10 protein-coding genes are annotated in these 16,145 nt (G+C 42.3%); 3 read left to right on the forward strand and 7 right to left on the reverse strand.

The window, feature by feature from the left end; genetic code table 11:
* Positions 1 to 180 precede the first annotated feature (180 nt).
* Positions 181 to 396, forward strand: coding sequence for a hypothetical protein (locus tag D0S24_RS01495; protein ID WP_117018090.1), 216 nt, complete (start codon positions 181 to 183; stop codon positions 394 to 396).
* A gap of 1,100 nt (positions 397 to 1,496) precedes the next feature.
* Here the strand turns inward: D0S24_RS01495 and D0S24_RS01505 are convergent.
* The 5 genes from D0S24_RS01505 to D0S24_RS01525 form a co-directional block, all read right to left on the reverse strand.
* Positions 1,497 to 3,620 (reverse strand): Tex family protein, encoded by a 2,124-nt coding sequence (locus D0S24_RS01505; protein ID WP_117018092.1) that lies wholly within the window; start codon positions 3,618 to 3,620, stop codon positions 1,497 to 1,499.
* 207 nt (positions 3,621 to 3,827) lie between these two features.
* Complete coding sequence (locus D0S24_RS01510) at positions 3,828 to 4,127, reverse strand: GIY-YIG nuclease family protein (protein ID WP_117018093.1); 300 nt, start codon at positions 4,125 to 4,127, stop codon at positions 3,828 to 3,830.
* A 278-nt stretch (positions 4,128 to 4,405) separates the two neighbouring features.
* A complete protein-coding gene (gene metG, locus D0S24_RS01515; RefSeq protein ID WP_117018094.1) occupies positions 4,406 to 6,490 on the reverse strand; it encodes a methionine--tRNA ligase in 2,085 nt (694 codons plus the stop codon).
* Positions 6,491 to 6,766: 276 nt separating this feature from the next.
* A complete protein-coding gene (locus D0S24_RS01520) occupies positions 6,767 to 8,482 on the reverse strand; it encodes a DUF1501 domain-containing protein (RefSeq protein ID WP_117018095.1) in 1,716 nt (571 codons plus the stop codon).
* An 11-nt stretch (positions 8,483 to 8,493) separates the two neighbouring features.
* On the reverse strand, positions 8,494 to 10,002 hold the full coding sequence (locus tag D0S24_RS01525) for a DUF1800 family protein (protein ID WP_117018096.1): 1,509 nt from the start codon (positions 10,000 to 10,002) through the stop codon (positions 8,494 to 8,496).
* Between the two features lie 197 nt (positions 10,003 to 10,199).
* Here D0S24_RS01525 and D0S24_RS01530 point away from each other — a divergent pair, with 197 nt between their 5' ends.
* Positions 10,200 to 10,559, forward strand: a complete 360-nt coding sequence (locus tag D0S24_RS01530) for a YraN family protein (RefSeq protein ID WP_117018097.1) — start codon at positions 10,200 to 10,202, stop codon at positions 10,557 to 10,559.
* A gap of 51 nt (positions 10,560 to 10,610) precedes the next feature.
* Complete coding sequence (locus tag D0S24_RS01535) at positions 10,611 to 11,270, forward strand: aspartate kinase (protein WP_117018098.1); 660 nt, start codon at positions 10,611 to 10,613, stop codon at positions 11,268 to 11,270.
* Between the two features lie 103 nt (positions 11,271 to 11,373).
* Here the strand turns inward: D0S24_RS01535 and D0S24_RS01540 are convergent, their stop codons facing one another.
* A complete protein-coding gene (locus D0S24_RS01540; RefSeq protein WP_117018099.1) occupies positions 11,374 to 12,705 on the reverse strand; it encodes a thioredoxin-like domain-containing protein in 1,332 nt (443 codons plus the stop codon).
* 14 nt (positions 12,706 to 12,719) lie between these two features.
* Entirely contained in the window at positions 12,720 to 16,118 is a 3,399-nt protein-coding gene (gene mfd / locus D0S24_RS01545; RefSeq protein ID WP_117018558.1) for a transcription-repair coupling factor, read from the reverse strand.
* Positions 16,119 to 16,145: the final 27 nt, after the last annotated feature.

Genomic DNA, 16,145 nt, shown 5'->3' on the forward strand with positions numbered 1-16,145 from the left:
TGTCATCTTGAGGTACCTTAGTAACGAAGCAATCTTGCACTAATGGTGGATCAATCTCAAAAGTTGTGTGTGTATTGAAAAAAGATAGAATTTTATATCCCAAATTCATCTTCTGTTCATTTTTTGCATCGCCCAAATGCAGCGCATTCATGAATACCAATAAAAACAATAGACAAACTGATGAATAAAAAACGACCAGGGCCGAACAACCAAGGTACAGTGTACCTTGGCTTGGAGGAGCCGGCAGTAGCCAAGGCCAACTTTGCAACACTTACAATTAAAAGAGCCGAACAACCGCCGCAGCGTCCAGACCGCTTTCACTTGGGTGAGATGCTCTTTGGACGCCTGCCTGGCGGACAGACAGGGCTTCCATTGCCCAATGTGGAAACCACTTGATTTAAGACGAAATCGAAGATTCACGAAAACCGTTAAAAAACAATAGAAACCAATTGAGTAAAATGAAAGAATAATTTGATCATTGATCTTCGTAGATACTTCTTTGTATAAAAAACTTTATATCAAAAAACATGTCTATTCTAATTATTTCCGATTTTTTGAATAAACACAACAATTAGTCATGATCCCTAATGGTATTATCCAAATTCCCCTCTTGAGAGCGCCTGTCCCGCTTTTTTGCGGGAGGTTAGGGGTGTGTTATTGGAGGACTAAACCAAAGTCCCATCTCCGGTTTCATCCTAAATCCTGAACGTTCAAATCCCTCCGTCTTCTCCTTCTGCGAAGCCACCTACCTTTGGCTAAAGGGAGGAGCTTTTTATTATTATCGTTATGGGAACGGATGCGGATACGGGTGTTTGCCACTGGACCGAAATGTTCACAATGATGGAAACTTGGTTTAAAATTATAATAGACATCGTCATTACGAGTTCACCTACCGTTAGGTAGGCCTGCCTAGTTGGACGAGACAGGGAACGAAAGTGACGTGGTAATCTGTTTGTTGGGAGCATGCAATAAAGGGATTGCTTCACATGGCCTGTCTATTGACAGTCCCGTTCGCAATGACGGAAATGTAAACAGGAAACGTCATTGCGAGGAGCCTAAGCGACGAAGCAATCTATTGGTTGGGAACATGTATATTGGGAATACTTCACTGACCGGTCCGGCAACAACCAAGGTGGTACAGGCAGTAAATTATGTTACGCCACTTTCTGAATCAGATCAAAACACGGACAACGGTTGCATCTTTTGGATTCCGACTTTTTGTATTTTTCGCAGCATTTGGTCTTACAGCCAGTGGGGACCATTTTCTTTAGAGCGGCTTTGTGCTCCTTTTTTAAAGCTTTTTTTAGCTTTTTCTTTTCCTGTTTCTTTTTTTTGCCCACTGGATATTGGAATAATAATTGGGCAAAAATATTTATTTTAATTAAATCTAAATAAGATTAAATGTTAAATTATTTGAGGGAACAGTATTTTCTTTGGCAACGGGCGTAATAAAGGGAAAGGATTCCCATCACCGACCCTTAATTTACGATTTAGGGTTATTTGTGCAAAGCCAGTTGGATCCGTTTTCTGGGAATGTCCACCTCCAGCACTTTAACAATGATTTGTTGGTGCAGGCTCACATGTTCGTTCACATCTTTTACGAAGCTATCCGCCAAGTTGGAGATATGGATCAGTCCACTTTCCTTGATACCTACATCTACAAAACAGCCAAAATTGGTAATATTGTTCACTATTCCGGGCAATAACTGTCCCTCCTTAAGATCGGAAATGGTCCTGATGTTCTGGTTAAAGGTAAATACCTTTGCCTTTTTCCTTACGTCCAGACCTGGTTTCTCCAATTCCTTTACAATATCCTGTAGCGTGGGCAATCCCACATCTTCGGTACAGTATTTTTTTAGATCGATTTTTTTTAGGACTTCCCTGTTTCCTATTATTTCGGAAAGGGGAACGCCCTGGTCTTTCAACATTTTTTGTACCAAGGAATAGCTTTCCGGGTGAACCGCCGAATCATCCAAAGGGTTTTTTGCCTGCCGGATACGTAAAAATGCCGCCCCCTGTTCAAAGGCCTTTTCTCCCAAACGGGGTACTTTTTTAATTTCGTTCCTATTAGTAAAGGCACCGTTTTCGTTCCTGTAGGCCACAATATTTTCCGCAAGTTTTGGGCCAATTCCCGATACATAGCTCAGTAAGGGAACACTGGCCGTATTAATGTTTACGCCTACGGTATTTACACAACTTTCCACTACCGTGTCCAGTGAGTTTTTTAATAGGCTCTGGTCTACGTCATGCTGATATTGTCCCACCCCAATAGATTTGGCATCTATTTTCACCAATTCCGCCAAGGGATCTGCAAGCCGCCTTCCTATGGATACGGCGCCCCTTACGGTAACATCGTAATTGGGGAATTCTTCCCGGGCAATTTTAGAGGCGGAATAAATGGAGGCGCCGGCCTCGCTCACCACAAACACCTCGATATGGTTCTTGAATTGGATCCGCTTTATTAATTGCTCCGTTTCCCTGGAGGCGGTACCGTTTCCTATGGCTATCGCCTCAATCTTGTAGGCATCTGCCAAAGAACTGATTTTCTTTATAGCGCCTGTACTGTCGTTTTGCGGTGAGTGTGGATAAATGGTCTCGTTGTGCTCCAAATCGCCCTGAGCGCTCAGGCAGACCACTTTACAGCCTGTTCTGAAGCCAGGGTCTATGGCCAAAATACGCTTTTCCCCCAAAGGCGACCCCAACAAGAGCTGTTTCAAGTTTTTGGAAAATACCTGTATGGCCGACCCATCCGCTTTTTCCTTGGCCGATTTTAGGATTTCATTGGACAGGGAAGGGAACAGTAATCTCTTATAGGCATCCTGTATGGCCAGTTTAAGATGGGGGGCAGTGCCATTATTGTTTTTGATGATCCTGTACTCCATATTGGAGATGGCCTTCTCCTCGTCTATTTCAATTTTAACACGGATAAAGCCTTCATTTTCCGCCCGAAAGATGGCCAGGAGTCGGTGCGATGGACATCGGTTCAATGGCTCGCTCCATTCAAAGTAATCCCTGAATTTTTGTGCTTTTTCATCCTCTATCTTAGTGGAAATTACCTTGGTGGAAATAAGGGCAAATTTTTCCAACTGGGACCTGATCTGGTTTCGAATATCACTGCGTTCGTTAATCCATTCCGCAATGATATGCCGGGCCCCCTCCAGGGCTTCATCTTCGTTGGGAACGGCATCATTGATATATTTTGAGGCCTCAAAATCGATTTCATCGGTCCGCTGGGCCAGTATAATTTTCGCCAGAGGCTCCAAGCCATTTTTTTTAGCGGTTTCCGCTTTGGTCTTTCGCTTTTTCTTGAAGGGCAGATAAAGGTCCTCCAATGTGGTGAGGTCCTCTGCATCAGTTATTTTTTTGGCCAACTCCGGGCTTAGTTCCTCCTGTTCCGCTATGGATTTCAGGATGGCCTCCTTGCGTTTTTCCAAGGCTTCAAACTGCGATTTGTACTGTACAATGGCACCAATTTGTACCTCGTCCAAATTTCCGGTCCGTTCCTTTCTGTAGCGGGAAATAAAGGGTACTGTACAGTCCTCGTTTAATAGGGCAACCGTATTTTCTATGCCTTTTACCGGGAGTTGGGTGTTTTTTGCGATGTAGGATATAAGATTCATGGGGTAATTTGTTTTAAGGAGGTCTCTACTTCGACCGGATATAATAGTTTTTAAACTTTGGTTGATCTTTTTATAGAGTATTATTGTTATTTACTTTATAACGTACATGGTTTGTTGGTTCGTGCCTATCTTTCGGTTTTCAAGTCATTCATGATTTGTCAGGTCGAGCGGAGTCGAGACCTATTCATCTTCATTTTTGGGTTTATACTATGCATGGGTGGCGTTATTACATTCCGATAAAATTTGCAGAAGATCAAACTGGCCATTTGCCAAAGCCAATTTCTTTTTTCCGCTCCATTTCTTAATTTTTTTCTCAAAATAGATGGCCTGGATAACATCATTGAATTCCTGTTGAAAGATTAATTTAACCGGTCTTCTTTTAAAGGTGAAGCAAGTCTTGTTTAATCCCATGAGGTGTTCTTGAAATCTTCTTTCGATATCATTGGTGATACCTGTATAGGTTAATCCGTCAGAGCATAATAGTATATATACATAATAGAACTTCATAATATTGAACTTAAGGAAGTCTCGACTCCGCTCGACCGGACATTTCGATGAGTAGGACTCTCTCGATAGAGCCATCGGAATCCACTCTAACGGATATTCCGACTCCAAGAATTATGGTGCTTTATTTAAATAGCACTGTTTCTAAGACCATATAGTTTTATGCAAAATAGTTATTTTAACCCAATTGTAGTATAATAGAATTTCATGATATAGTACTAGAGGAGGTCTCGACTCCGCTCGACCGGACATTTCAATGAGTGATAACCTTAGGGAGAGACCTAATTTATAGTCTCCCCATTCCCAACTCCATCTTCATCGGGATTGATGAAGACGAGTTTGCCATCCGTATTTTCGGTCATAAGGATCATACCCTCGCTATCCACGCCACGCAAGGCCCTTGGGGCCAAATTGACTAATACGGTCACCTTTTTTCCAATGATGTCCTCTGGGGAAAAGCTCTCAGCAATGCCGGATACAATGGTTCTTACGTCCAGTCCGGTATCTACCTTTAAGACCAAAAGTTTTTTTGCTTTCGGCATTTTTTGGGCTTCAATAATGCTACCTACGCGCATATCCAACTTGGTGAAATCATCGAAGGTAATGGTGTCTTTTTGCGGGTCGATTTCTTTGTTCATAATTTCATTTTCTTTTTTGGTAGCTTCCAATTTGTCCAATTGTGCCTGTATGGTTTCGTCCTCTACTTTACTGAACAAGAGCTCGGCTTCATTTATCCGATGTGCTGCCGGAAGCAATATTTCTTTTTCTGATATGTCTCCCCATTCCAGGGAGCCTTTGGTCGAACTTGCGGATATATTTAGAATTTGTTTCAGCTTGGCGGCGGTAAACGGCAGGAAAGGCTCACTTAAAACGGCCAAAGCGGATGCTATTTGAAGGGACACAAACATAATGGTTCTTACTCTTTCCTCATCCTGCTTAATTACTTTCCACGGCTCTTCATCGGCCAAATATTTATTGCCCAGTCGAGCCAAATTCATTACCTCCTGTCCCGCTTCACGGAAACGGTATCTTTCTATGGAACTGCCAATGATCCCGGGATATTTTTTAAGCGCTGCCAGGGTGTCCCTATCCACTTGGCTATAGGTGCCAGGGGATGGAACAGCTCCCTGGTAATACTTGTTGGTAAGCACTACTACACGATTGATGAAATTGCCGTAAATGGCCACCAATTCATTGTTGTTCCTGGCCTGGAAGTCCTTCCAGGTAAAATCATTGTCCTTGGTCTCGGGGGCATTGGCGGTGAGGGTATATCTAAGAACGTCCTGCATATTGGGAAATTCTTCCAAATACTCATGCAGCCACACGGCCCAATTCTTGGAAGTGGAGAGTTTATTGCCTTCCAAATTTAAAAATTCGTTCGCAGGAACGTTTTCAGGTAAAATAAAATCGCCATGAGCTTTTAGCATGCTCGGGAATATAATACAATGGAACACAATATTATCCTTGCCGATAAAATGTACCATTTTAGTGTCCTTGGCCTTCCAATATGGTTCCCAATCCTTGCCTTCCCTTGCTGCCCATTCCTTGGTAGAGGAAATATAGCCTATCGGGGCATCGAACCACACGTACAATACCTTGCCTTCCCCGCCTTCTACCGGGACCGGGATCCCCCAGTCAAGATCACGGGTAACCGCCCTGGGTTTTAGTCCGTCATCTATCCATGATTTACACTGCCCGTATACATTGGGTTTCCAATCATTTTTATGGCCTTCCAAAATCCATTTCCTTAAGAAATCCTCGTACCTATCCAATGGTAAAAACCAGTGCTTTGTTTCTTTTAGGGAGGGTACTGCTCCGGAAATGGTAGATTTCGGGTTGATCAGGTCAGTGGCATTCAAAGTGGAGCCACAATTTTCACACTGATCCCCATAAGCCTCTTCATGGCCACATTTGGGGCATGTACCGATTACAAAACGATCGGCCAAAAATTGTTTTGCCTCTTCGTCATATAATTGTTCGGTAGTTTCCTCAATAAAATCTCCTTGTCCGTACAGTTTTACAAAGAAATCGGAGGCCGTCTTATGGTGTACTTCCGCGGATGTCCTGGAATAGTTATTGAAGGTAATTCCAAAATCCTGGAAGGATTGTTTTATGATACCGTGGTATTTATCGATGATGTTTTGGGGGCTTACACCTTCTTTTTTGGCTTTCATGGAAATAGCAACCCCATGTTCATCGCTTCCGCAAACGAAGGCCACGTCATTTCCGTTTAATCTCAAGTATCTGGCATAGATATCCGCCGGCACATAAACTCCTGCCAAATGCCCTATATGTATGGGGCCGTTGGTATAAGGAAGGGCTGCGGTTATGGTATATCTTGCTGGCTTCTGAGTGTTCTGCGACATTATTTTTGGATTAGGCAGCAAAAATAAAGATTTTTACTCGATAATCGAGATTTGAATGCTCCGACGCTTGCCCGCCCGTATCCGTTCGGACGGGCCTGCCCGTTCCGTTCAGGCGGGTGTCGAAAGGTTATTAGTAGTTTCCTTCCTATTTATCAAGTGCTTGCCCTTAGGTAATTGACTTGCAGCTGGCCAATTCCTTTAAAAAATAAGCCTTCGTTAGCCTGAAAAGAATTCAGAATTTACGAAGGCTTGCTCACATAGTAAGTAGGGGTGATTTTAAGCTACCATTATGGATTTACTCAGTTTTTTATCCTGTACCTGTATCCTATATATATATTTTCCGGTAGCCAAATAGGTTTTAAGTCGCTCCCTAATATTGATCTCAATGGAACCTTCGAACATTATTTCGTTATATACCGATCCCAAATATTGGCCCATAATATTGAACAGTTGTATGTCTACATGTGCGCTAAAGGGCATTTCCAGATAAATGTGGGGCGTTGAATCCGTTGGGTAAAAAGGTTTGTGTACAATGGCATTCAACAATTCCGGGTTTGGATTTTCCTCAACTGGATCTGTGGGCGTTGGGGGAGTGGGCTCACCATCGCTATATACAATATCCGGAAAATCCACTCCACTGCAATTAAAGCCTAAGTTTACAGGGGTGTATGTATACCCGTCCATGATATGTTGTTCTACGAGGGGGATGTCCACACATAGCCATTCCGCCAGTACGGTAGCATACAGGTTTCTGAAGTCCATAGTGTACTCCAGGTTTCCCCTACTATTGGGCTCGTCCAAGGAGGGGTGGTCTCCCACAAAGGCACTTCCGTTTAATCCGGAACCAAAAAATAAGGTGGGAGCAGCTTTTCCATGGTCAGTTCCATTGGATCCGTTTTCGAAAATCCTTCTACCAAACTCGGAAAAAGTCATGCTCAATACCTTGTCGTCCTGCTGGGTAAAGGCAAGGTCATCATAGAAATTATCCACTGCTATGGATAGTTGGGTCATTAGACGTTCGTGTACCAAAGGTTGATTTCCGTGGGTATCAAAACCTCCCATACTGATCATGTAGACCTTGGTGCCAAGGTTTCCTTTGATCAATCTGGCCAATAGGGCCAACTGTCTGGCAAAACCATTGTCCTGATACTCAATTTGGTTGGCACCCCGCATATAGGCCTCATGTATAGTGCCGGCATACTCATTGGTTACATTGGATACCCCTCTTAGAAATTTAATCTGATCACTGTACATGCAATTGTCGAACAGTTCATCATTTACCGGATATTGTAAGCCTGTTTGCGCAATTTGCTCCAACTGATCAATATTGTTGGTTACAAAGGCATAATTGGTCTCTTCTCCTTCAAAAACCAAACTTCCGTAGTTTCCAACTTGTATCGCGGCAGGACCCTCTGGTCTGCTACCGGGAAAATCCGATAAATAATCGGGGTATAGGTATTCAAAATGCCTTCCCATCCAGCCGGTATTCCTTCCACTGAAACCTGTGGTACTTAGGTCGGTATTGGCAAAAATATCGGAACCTGTAAAATGGGACAGGCTTTGGTTTTCATAGCCTACGCCATGAACCGCTTTAAATTGGCCTTCGCCCCACATGGGCTCCAAAGATTTCATATAGGTAGGGACACCAAATTCGTCGGTAAGTCTTAGGATCTTGCTTTCCGGCAGATAAATATTGGGGCGCGCATTGGCGTAAATGTCGTATTGTTCAATGGGAATAATAGTACTAAGACCATCGTTCCCACCTGACAAACGAATTAATATCAAGATATTATCAGTTTCCGCCATTGCTATTGCCGAGGTTAATGGGGATGGCGCGGATGCCGTTAGAAAATTACTGCCCAGCATCATAGATCCTGAACCGGCAATACCCAAGGCTTGAAGAAAGGAGCGTCTGCTCCAGGTCTTGTGCTCCAGATCATGGCCATCATGGTCTTTGCCTTTATGGGGTGATTTATGGTGATTATCGCACATAATGGTCGGTTTTATTTAAGTTGAAATTCGGGTTGTCTGGAAAGGTGTCTTAACAATAGCTGTACCTGAAGAGGTACTGATGGCCACATGCTCAAGACCCAAGTTGAATCTCCGCCAGCGTAAAAATCCGGGCTATAATATTCTTCTGGAACATCCTCTATTAGAAAGGACGACATGGCATTGTCAAAATCCTGTTGGGTAAACAATCCTTTTGGGGTAATTTTATCCACAATGGCCTGTACAACGATCTGTGGATTACTGGTATTGCTGTTGGCAGGTCCAACCGCATCCATGGCAAATGTCCTGAATTGTTCCGAATTGTCCTGGTAAAAACCATCAATGATGGTTTCCATGGTCAGCCAACGTCCAATCATGAAATTGGTATTGATCCAATCCCTATTTCGTTGCCATCCCGCAACATCAAAGGGATCGAACAGATCCTGGCCCAGCATTCCACTATAATTTATGGCACTCCCAATGGTTGTAGTGTTGTGGGAAAAACCTGTTTCTTTAATGAGGTTTAGATATAGGTCGAACGGGCTTTTAATGATAACGCCTATGGCCTCATCGTCAAAAAAGTGTTGACTTTTAAAAAGTTGGCCCAAGACTGGTGCCAATTCAAAATTATTGTTGATAAAAGTGGTGGTTAGGCCGTCAATGATGGTCTTTGCGTTGTTGGCCTCATCGGTTGAATCCGGGTGTACAAAAAATTCGTATAGCTTTTTACAGATGAAATAACCTATTTCGTTGGCCCTTTCTTCAAAAAGAATGTCGATAACGTCATCATATCCCCAGTTTCCAGTGCGTCCAAAAATTGTTTTGTTCTCCGTATTGAAATTGGAAGCATCAAATACAACCTGCTCACAGCCCAATTCTCCCCTTTCAACATAACCGGAAAGTGCTTTGGCCGTTTCAATGATATCCTGTTCTGTATATCCGTTTCCCTCTCCTAATGTAAATAGCTCATAAAGCTCGCGGGCATAATTCTCATTGGGGTTTTCGCCATTGTTGTAAACGCCGTCCAAATAATAGAGCATGGCACTGGTAAGGCCAATTTCACTCACAAAGGTCTTAAAATTGCCAATAGCGTTGCGCTGTAGGCAGTTGATATAATAATAAAGGAAAGAATTACAATTGTACACGTCCAGTTCCGTTACAAAATGATTGCTCCAAAAAAAACTGAGTCGGTCCCGGAGGTTATTTTCAAGTAAGGAATTGGTATAGGCCAACTTGAATTCTTCTTGTTGCGATCTTATTATTTGTCCACGCTGCTCATCATCCTCGGGATAATTGCTGTTGTTCCAGTCCGCCCATAGGGGGGCGGCCAAGAGGGGCATATTTTGCGCTTCGGAAATGAGGGAATCAACCAAGGCACCGGCAGTTTGGCCAGTGGCTTGATCAATGGTTGGGACCGAGGCGCTAAAACCCAATCTTCTATATAGATGTTGGGCCCTTTGTACATTCAATGGAGTGGTATAGGGGGCCAAACCAGAAGTATTACAGTTTACGAAAAATTCCATAATTTATTCCGCATTTGATAGGTTACTGGTAAAGTAAGGGGGTCATTGAATAACGCAGATTATAATAAGAAATTATCGCTCTTATGAAATTTTCGTTATACTGCTTAATAAATTACGTGGTTTGTAGAAATTTGGACGACAATATGTGAGGTTTTTCGATAAAATACACGTTTTTTGGTAATTAGAATGGAATTGATATGGCAAAGCATAATGAGTTTGGAAAAAAGGGAGAGCAATTGGCGGTCGACTATTTAACTGAAAATGGCTATAGGGTAGTTCATAGAAATTATAGGTATTTGAAGGCTGAGATAGATATAATTGCAAGAAAAGGAGATATTTTGGCAATTGTAGAGGTCAAATCAAGAAGTTCGGATTATATGCAATCGATAGCGGAAACGGTGACCGAAGCCAAAATAAAACGTTTGGTAAAGGCAACAAATTACTATGTGATTGCCAATAATCTTGATGTTGAGGTTAGGTTCGATATCATTACCATACATAAAAATGGCACAACATTTAGTATGGAACATTTGGAAAATGCGTTTTATCATTTTTAATTATTTGTTTTATTTGTAACAATTTGTTATTTTTACCAAAAGTTTAGGAAAATGAAGACTATTTCGTCGGTCGTGGAAGACTACATTAAGAAGAAACCATTTTTGCAAAGTGCTTTAGCTCAAGGAATTATAAATTTAACATCACTTTCCAGAATAGTAAAACCGGAAATAGAAGGGGAATTGGGCAAGGATATTCGCAATGGTGCTATTGTAATGGCCTTGAAACGTCTTTCCGATGATTTGGAGTTCCGGGCTACCCATAAAATCATTAAGGTCCTAAAAAATATTGGGGAAATTACCGTAAGGTCATCATTGACCGATTTTACCTTTTTGGTATCGGAATCCATTTTGGAAAATCAGACGGTTTTGTTAAAGGAGGTAAATAGGAACAAGGATGTTTTCTATACCTCGTCAAGAGGGGTCAACGAGCTCAATATAGTTGTCAGTAATATTTTGGATGGGGCAGTGGAAGAGTTGTTCAAGAACGAGAAGTGCACACAAAAGGCAGAAAACCTTTCTTCCATTACCGTAAAATTACCCGCGGAAAACGTTTCCGTACCCGGTATCTATTACTTTATTTTTCAACGTTTGGCATGGGAGGGTATCGTGCTTTATGAAGTGATATCCACCACCAATGAATTTACCATCATCGTAAATGATGAGCAGGTAGATGTTGCCTTTAAGACCATTAAGGATCTTAAAACATTGTAATGTTTCAATGTAACAATGTAATAATTGACTAATGTATCAATGTATTAAATGGTTCATGTGAAAATAGGGCGATTTAAAATTACATCAACTCCATTAATGTATGTTATTTCCCCTCTTTTAAAAAATTCAATACCCCTAGGTAATCATCCGGTCTTGCAACAATGCGCTTTTCAGGGTCCAAAATATAATAGGTGGGGGTTTGGTGAACATCATAGAGGTCTACATACGGACTTTCCCATTTCCCCACAGCAATGCCATGAATAAAATCAGGGAGTTTGGACGATTCCTCTTTCCAGGTGATATCATCGTCCTCTAGGCCTATGGCCAGTACCTTGGTACCGGAAATGTCCTTTAATGCCCTATGGAATTCAGGAAGTTGCTGTAGACAGTGCGAACAGGTGCTGCTCCAAAAAACAATAACATAATTTTTTGCCCCTGTAAGACTACTGAGCTTTTTGGTGATATTGCCCACGTTCCAAGTAATTTCCGGGGCTACGGCTCCCAATCTAAGGCGGTTTTGGATTTCTATATTCTTTAAGAGTTCGGATTTATTGGTTTGGGTGGCCAGGGCTTTTAGGTGGTTATGGTAAATAAAATCGGCCACCACATTTAAATTATCATTGGACGCCCGTGTCCATAGACTGTTGAACAATTGCACCTTGTTGGTGGCGCTTATATTTTGCAATAGTCGGGCCAATTCCTTTACATTCCCAATCATTACCGGTTCTTTTTCTTTAGGGGAATCTTGATCTTGTGGCAGGGCCGTAAATACATAGTTCACTACCTTGTCCGTTAAAAAGTCGGACCCCAAAAGCAGGCTGTCGTTAAAGTCGATGGCATCAAAATAATGATCCCTTTTATGTTGCACATAGGTTTCCATATCCTCATATTCAGAAGGAATATAGGGTCTGTTTGCAGAAATGAAATGTCCGCTGAGCAAACCTTGCGATTGGCTCTCAAATGATTTTTGGACCGTGGCCAACTCCTTGTTGAGGTTCAAAAACAGCTTAGGGTCCTTCTTTTGTTCCGAATAGAATTGGGCAATTTGTTTCTCCAACCCATATATTTCCTTAAAATAGTTTACATACAATAGGTTTTCGATGGAGGAAATAAAGGACAATCCTTTTTGGGAATCAAAGGAAAGTATAATATCCTCTTTGCCATTATAGATAAAATCAAAATAGAATTCCTCCTGTGGCACTGCATATACCAGTCTGTACATGCCCGTCTGGGCATCTGAAGGAATATTTAAGGAGAAAGCCCCATTTTCAACGGCGGTATCGGCTATATAATTCTGATGGTCGGGATTTAATTTATAGGCAATTAACCATTGGTAATCTTCCGCAGGGGATAAATTACCCGAAACACTGTGCTGGGCCTCCGAGAATAGGGAAAAACATAGGCTTAAAACGAAAAATATATTTTTCAGGTCCATTTTTCAAGGGGATTTTATGGGACTGTTATTTCCGGTTTGGCGATAAGTGCATTGAAGGGTTGGATAGATTTATAGGCCTTGTCCATAGAATCAATATGTTCAAAGACCAACAATAGGCGCAAGCCATTGCGGGTCTGCTTTTCCTTTAGTTGGGCCAGTTTGGGGTGGGTCTGTACAAACTGCATTACGGCTGTAAAGGAACTGCTTTGATAAAAATCCGATTGTTGGTCCGCAATGAAATAGCCGATCATTTTGCCCTTCTTCATTACTATTTTCTCCAGGCCGATACTATTGGCGATCCACTTGATACGGACCGAGTTCAATAAATCCACTGCCTGGGTGGGGAGTCCCCCGAACCTGTCTACCAACTCCATCTCAAATTTTTGTAGACCTTCCTCATCGGAAACCTGGTTCAGTTCGGTATAGAGATTTAGACGTTCGGTAATATTGTTGATATAATCATCAGGGAACAACAATTCAAAATCCGAATCTATTTGGGTATCCTTTACAAAGATTTTTTGTTTGCCGCCCACTTCCTCGTACAGTTCCTTGAATTCGTTTTCTTTGAGTTCGTCTATGGCTTCGGCCAATATTTTCTGATAGGCATCAAAGCCGATTTCATTGATAAAACCACTTTGTTCGCCTCCCAACAAATCCCCGGCACCCCTAATTTCCAGATCTTTCATAGCAATATTGAAACCGCTGCCCAGATCGGTAAATTGCTCCAAGGCCTGAATTCTTTTTCTGGCATCGTTGGTCATTACATCATAGGGAGGGGTAATAAAATAACAGAAGGCCTTTTTATTGCTTCGCCCTACACGCCCCCTCATTTGATGCAGGTCACTTAGGCCAAAATTATTGGCATTGTTAATGAAAATGGTGTTTGCATTGGAAACATCCAGGCCACTTTCCACTATGGTGGTAGAAATCAATACATCGAATTCCCCGTTCATAAAGGCCATCATAAGGGTTTCCAATTTTTTGCCCTCCATTTGTCCGTGCCCTATACCGATCTTGGCATCCGGTACCAGTCTTTGGACCATTCCGGCAACTTCCTTAATATTTTCAATCCTATTGTGTATAAAGAAAACCTGTCCCCCTCGTTGTATTTCATAGGAAATGGCATCGCGAACGGTCTCTTCATTGAATCGGATCACCTCGCTTTCTATGGGGTATCTGTTTGGGGGTGCCGTATTGATTACCGATAGGTCCCTGGCCGCCATTAAACTAAATTGGAGCGTTCTTGGGATAGGGGTGGCCGTAAGCGTTAGGACATCTACATTTTCCTTTATGGCCTTTAATTTGTCCTTTACCGATACGCCAAATTTCTGTTCCTCATCCACTACCAACAAGCCCAGATCCTTGAACTTCACGTTCTTGTTCACCAACTGATGGGTACCTATAATGATGTCTACCTTGCCGGATGCCAAATTTTCCAAGGTCTCTTTTTTCTCCTTGGCCGTTCTAAAGCGGTTTAAATAGTCTACGGTGACCGGCATATCTTTTAAGCGCTCGGAAAATGTCCTGTAGTGCTGAAATGCCAAAATGGTAGTGGGTACCAATACGGCCACCTGCTTGCCATTGTCTACGGCCTTGAAAGCGGCCCTGATGGCCACTTCGGTCTTTCCGAAACCTACATCCCCACAAACGAGTCGGTCCATAGGCCGTTCGCTTTCCATATCCTTTTTTATGTCTTCGGTAGACTTGCTTTGGTCCGGGGTGTCTTCATATATAAACGACGCCTCCAATTCGTGCTGCAGATAGGTGTCCGGGCCGTATTGAAACCCTTTTTCCAATCGGCGTTTGGCATACAATTGGATTAGGTCGAAGGCAATTTTTTTAACACGTGATTTTGCCTTGTCCTTAATTTTCTTCCAAGCCCCGGAACCTAGTTTGTATATTTTTGGGGGAGCACCGTCCTTCCCATTGAACTTCGAAATTTTGTGCAGGGAATGTATGCTTACATAAAGGATGTCCCTTTCGCCGTACATCAGTTTTATGGCCTCCTGTTTCTTGCCCTCAACGTCTATCTTTTGGAGGCCGCCAAATTTCCCAATGCCGTGGTCTATATGGGTAACATAGTCGCCAATTTCCAATTTGTTCAGATCCTTTAGGGTAATGGCCTGTTTTTTGGCGTAGCCATTTTTTAAATGGAATTTTAGATACCGCTCAAAGATCTGATGATCCGTATAACAGGCTATCTTTAAATCATTGTCCAAAAAGCCTTGGTACAGGGGGAGGACAATGGTCTTGTAATGGACCTCTTTTCCCACTTCATCAAAAATATCGTGAAACCGTTTGGCCTGCTGGTCGGTGGCGCAAAATAGATAATTGGTAAACCCGTTTTTGTAATTTTCATTTAGGTTTTCAATCAACAGGTCAAATTTTTTATTGAAGGAGGGTTGCGGTTTTGTATTGAATACTATGGTTTCCGAATCCCTTGCTGCTTTAGGGCTTCCATCAATCTCTATCACACCAAAATTGGCCAGCTGATGCTTTAAAACATGGGAATTGGCAAACAATTCCTGAGGTTCGGAATGTTTTATTTCTTTGGACAGTTTGCTAAATGCCTCTTCCGCCTTTTCAAAAAAAGAATCCAGCCTAGCGTAGACCAAACTCAGGTCTTTGCTAAAAATCAGGGTGTTTGGAGAGATGTATTTAAGAAAGCTTTCCCGGTTTTCGTCCAGGAACTTGTTTTCCACATTGGGGATGATGGTAATCTTATTCACCTTTTGGGTAGACAATTGGGTTTCTACGTCAAAGGTTCTGATACTGTCTACCTCGTCCCCAAAAAATTCAATCCTATAAGGTTCGTCGTGGGAAAAGGAAAATACGTCCATGATACCGCCCCGGACCGAAAATTCACCCGGTTCGGTAACAAAATCGACCCTTTTAAATTTGTATTCGAACAAAACCTCATTTAAAAAATCCAGGGAAAGGGTATCGTCCAATTTAATTTTTAGGGTATTTTTCTCCAGTTCCTTTCTGGTCACCACTTTCTCAAAAAGGGCGTCGGCATAGGTAACGATGATGGCCGGTTTTTTTCTTGAGTTGATGCGGTTCAGTACTTCGGCACGTAAAAGCACGTTGGCATTGTCCGTTTCCTCAATCTGGTAGGGCCTTCTGTAACTCCCGGGATAAAATAGGACATCATTATCGCCAATAAGCTGTTCCAGGTCGTTTAAATAATAGGCGGCTTCTTCCTTATCGGTCAAAATAAACAGAAATGGAACTTCGGACTTATGGAATAATTCTGCTATTACAAAGGACAGGGCAGACCCTGTTAGTCCTTTTAAATTCGTTTTTGGTCTGGAGTCTGCTGAGGCATTTTCTTGAAAACCGGCAATAGTGCCCTTCAGTTTTCCCAGTTGGGGAGACTGTGCCAACAGTTGTAACATTGAAGATTTGGTCAACCGTAAATTTTTATGCAAATATAAAGC

The sequence above is a fragment of the Arenibacter sp. P308M17 genome (genome assembly GCF_003426735.1).
In the GTDB taxonomy this organism is placed as follows: Bacteria; Bacteroidota; Bacteroidia; order Flavobacteriales; family Flavobacteriaceae; genus Arenibacter.